The following is a 3,941-nucleotide window of genomic DNA, read 5'->3' on the forward strand; positions in this document are numbered from 1 at the left end:
GGATTGGAAATTGGGGAATTTTAATCCGGCTAAAATGAGGAATTATTCACCGGCCGTGACACCTCATATCCTTATGAAAAACTCAGTTTTTCATATCAGCATTTGGATAATAAAATACCAATACAAAAAATAGACTGTATAACGGCAAAGGAAAGTAAAACTCTAATATAAAAGAAAAAACGAAAGAGAAACGTAAAATATAACACAAAAGAAAAGCAAAAAAGAATATAACACAAAAGAAAAGTAAAAAAGAACATAACACAAAAGAAAATATAGTTAATAATAAAAGCTAGTAGAATTATAACTATAATAGTAGGAAAAGTGAAAAGAGTAGAAACAGAACCTTTAATAATTAAGAATAAGTCCTGTCAGCTTCCCTTAATTTTCCCATTTCAAATCTCATTTTTCGTAAATTTCAGTTCTCAGTTTTTTATTCGGATTTTTATTTGGACTTCTCGACAGTTATTAAGTAGTCGAAACTGTTTGTGTTTTTCGGAAGAATTGTAAGTTTCCAGGTTCCGATTGCTCCAGTTGCTCTATACGTTTCGGTATGTTTCCTGATGTCAGTCTGATAGCTTGAACTGTTTCCCATCGCCCATATTGGGAAGATATACCCTTGAGAATCTACTGTCCCACTCTCAGCAACTTTCACAAGGGTTAGATTAACAGGGTTGGAGTTGCATGTCAGGTTTATTTCAAAGCTTGGCTCTTCTTTTTCAGGGAAAATACGCAAAGGTGCATCCTGGTCAGAAGTTTCGGCCGAAACTTCAATTGTTATCGTGTCGTCAGTTGTAGTATTAAAAGTTTTTATATAAGGGACTGTAGGCTGTTTATCAACCGTAAAGCTCAAGCTTACTTGAGGGATAGATCCGTCATTCTCTTTCCCATCAGCGTTCATTTCGATATAAGCATCATAAGTTCCGCTTGCATCCTTCGGGACTGGTACCCTGATGGTCATATCAGCAATTTCACCGGCTTTTATGGTTGAAGGTGCAGAGATCTCTATTGTATCGTCACCAAAAACTGGTTCATCAAATGAATAGTCATACATCTCGTAGCTCATTACTTTCGGATCGATCGTAATATCTTTCCCTGCCACGTTTTTAATTTTTATAGTGTATACATATTCCTTTCCGGGCTCAACAATATCAGAAACATAACTTGTTTGAAGCTCAAGCTTCGGATTGACAGGTACTGAGACACAAAGGTTCACTGCATTAACATACATAGGATTACTATATCCCCCACTAGATATTGAATCACTATATCCCTCAGCAGATTCCTGAATATATACAGGAATATCGTATTCTTCTGGATAAGTATCATTTGTGAAGGCTATCTGGGCCTCATACTCTCCACTTTCGGTATTTTCAGGGACACTTACCTCAATGGTAAAGTTCTGCTCGACACTAGGGTTTACCGTTACATTTTCAGGTAAAATCGTAACCCAGTTTTCATTTACAACATCATAGTAATCATCAGGTGGAGCTACAACTTTCGGGACTATATTGAGTGTTTCGTTACCTTTGTTCCTGAAACTGACATTGAAAGTTTCATTTTCACCCTGCGTAAGGTATATCGAATGATAGGCAGGTTTTATATCATGTACAGTGTAATTTTCGTAAATTTTTCCCGGTCCAGGAACTATAGGAACTATATTACTTCCGTAAGTTCCGTTTTCATAGGTAACTGTTCCGTTAAGCTCTTCTGACTGAGCAAATGCAGCCGGTAACAGTATCAAGCAAAGCAATAAACTAAAAAACTGGGATGCTGCCTTCAATGCTGTACTTTTACTCATGTTTCTGGCTCCTTTCTTGTGAATTATACTTTCTAACCAATGCACTGGCTTCAATCTCCTGCAAACTGGCTGTATAAGACTCCGCTTCTTAAACTACAATTTTAATAAACCCTGGAGAATGAAGATTTTTTAGTATGTAATAACTTTTCTAGATGTCCCTCTATAAAATACTTATGGAATTTTCAAATTTTTGTGAAGATCACAATAGAGCTCATAAACAGAACGGAATTAGCTTTTTAAATTCTCTGAGTCTAAAATCAGAAAAATAGATTTAAAAACTTCCTCAAAGAATAGCTTTAAATATTTTCAGTAAGTACAACAGTATAAAAAGGATTTGCTTAAATACGAACTCTTTTGTTAAATAGATAAAACTCCAGCAAATACCTTCAGATGGAAGCTCGCTGGCAAATGTCTACTTGCAGATGTTTACTGACGAATGTCTACTGACAAATGTCTACTGGTAGATATTTTCCGATAATGTATCCATGTAAAAAAATCGCCTATCTTAACTTTTACTAAGTTATAAAATTGACTTTATGTATAGTAATTTTGATCCAAAGTATCATATAATTTGTTTATTTCAAGGGGATCACTTTTTGCAAGGCTATATCACTTTCGGATACTATATATACATCGGCCTGCCCATACTCAAGAAAATAAGCTTATGCCTGCTTTTCAGGGTTACTTTAGGGAATTTTCTCTCTTTTTTTCCAGAAGTCCCCATAATTTCTCACATTCACTGGCTGTAAGCCCGATTTGATTAACGAGGTATTCTTCCGTTTTCTGAGTTTTTACCGTACCTTTTATCAAATGGCTTATTGTATCCCTATGGTGTCCTGTTATTCGTTCAATACTTCTTATTCCGTTTTTTTCAATAAATAGCCGATATATTAGTCTTATCTCATATGCGGAAAGATGCTTGCGATAAACAGAGGTACCTTTTGTATCCATGAAAAACTTTCCACAATGTTTACAGTAGTATCGCTGGTGTCCGGTTTTATACTTTCCCCGCTTTATAATAGCTTTCCCTTCAGTCCTGAGATAATATTCACATTCAGGATTTGGGCAAACAGTCTCATTTTGGTTTTCAACTGACATAATATAATCAATAAGTTGTAACTTCAATAATATATTTATTTTGCTCAGTTCAATTTTAAATGTTTTGTTTTAGATGGGTTAATTGGCATAAAGACAAACGTTATTTAAAATTCATTATCAAGTTGACCTATACAATAACATAAATAAAATCCATTATATTTATTAGTTATGAGAACAGGCACAAAAATGTAAAACTCTTCCTGCAAAATTTAAATTTACCCATAAGCTTTGATTATTAAAAGCATTAGGGATTATAAAAAGACAGTTTTTACTGTTAATGATCTAATAAATAAAATATAAGCTTTAAAACCTCACTGTTTATAGTTATCAATACTTAAGTTTAATCTTTTAATGCCCGAGTTTGATTATTACCTTCATATAGATGTCTGCATGTTGAGAAAACTGCCTGAGGTGACTGGAATGTCCTCAATAGAAATCCTGTGACTTACTACAAAATCTGGTTTTGCCAGACCTTAAGTATCACATCCTTTAACATTGAAATTGCCTTCTTCATTTAGGTCTGGTCTATTCCAATTGTTAACCCTTTTTTACAACTGTCCAAAGGATAGTATATCTGCCCTTTTTGTATGTTTACTAACTCCGCTTGGGTTGCTCATGGAAAAATCGATAGGTATGGCATCTGTATTCCTGGCCAGTTTTGGTTTTTCCTGAATATTTTACGCATTTTTTATGTTATTTAATCTATAAAGAGTCTAAAAATCAAAGAAATAGTGTAACTATTCAGGGTATAGTTAGCGGCGCTCCTTTGAGCGCCGCGAGAATACCCTCTAAAACAGGTAAACCATTCTTTCTTATTGTTGAAATATATGCTCTAATTCTGCAGAAAGCTTCCGCTCCTCGTGCAGTTCTGAAAGTTCCTGATATTTTCTGCTGTAGCTTCATCATCCTGACATCTCTTTCTGCTTGATTATTCTCAAACGGAACTTTCAAGTCTGTCAGGAATCTCAGAATCTTGTCTTTATGTTCTATAAACCTATCAAGCAGATTCCTTGCTTTGGTTTTTGGATTCTTACCACGTTTTCCT

At 34.7% G+C, this 3,941-nt stretch carries 3 protein-coding genes; all 3 read right to left on the reverse strand.

Translation table 11 applies throughout. The features are described from left to right. Positions 1 to 442 precede the first annotated feature (442 nt). Complete coding sequence (locus ASJ81_RS09650) at positions 443 to 1,798, reverse strand: COG1470 family protein (protein WP_095644287.1); 1,356 nt, start codon at positions 1,796 to 1,798, stop codon at positions 443 to 445. A 681-nt stretch (positions 1,799 to 2,479) separates the two neighbouring features. After that, positions 2,480 to 2,896, reverse strand: a complete 417-nt coding sequence (locus tag ASJ81_RS09655; RefSeq protein ID WP_095644286.1) for an IS1/IS1595 family N-terminal zinc-binding domain-containing protein — start codon at positions 2,894 to 2,896, stop codon at positions 2,480 to 2,482. Positions 2,897 to 3,637: 741 nt separating this feature from the next. Next, positions 3,638 to 3,941 (reverse strand): IS66 family transposase (locus tag ASJ81_RS09660; protein WP_141241651.1); only part of this gene is annotated, 304 nt, incomplete at its 5' end.

This window comes from Methanosarcina spelaei, from assembly GCF_002287235.1.
Classification (GTDB): domain Archaea; phylum Halobacteriota; class Methanosarcinia; order Methanosarcinales; family Methanosarcinaceae; genus Methanosarcina; species Methanosarcina spelaei.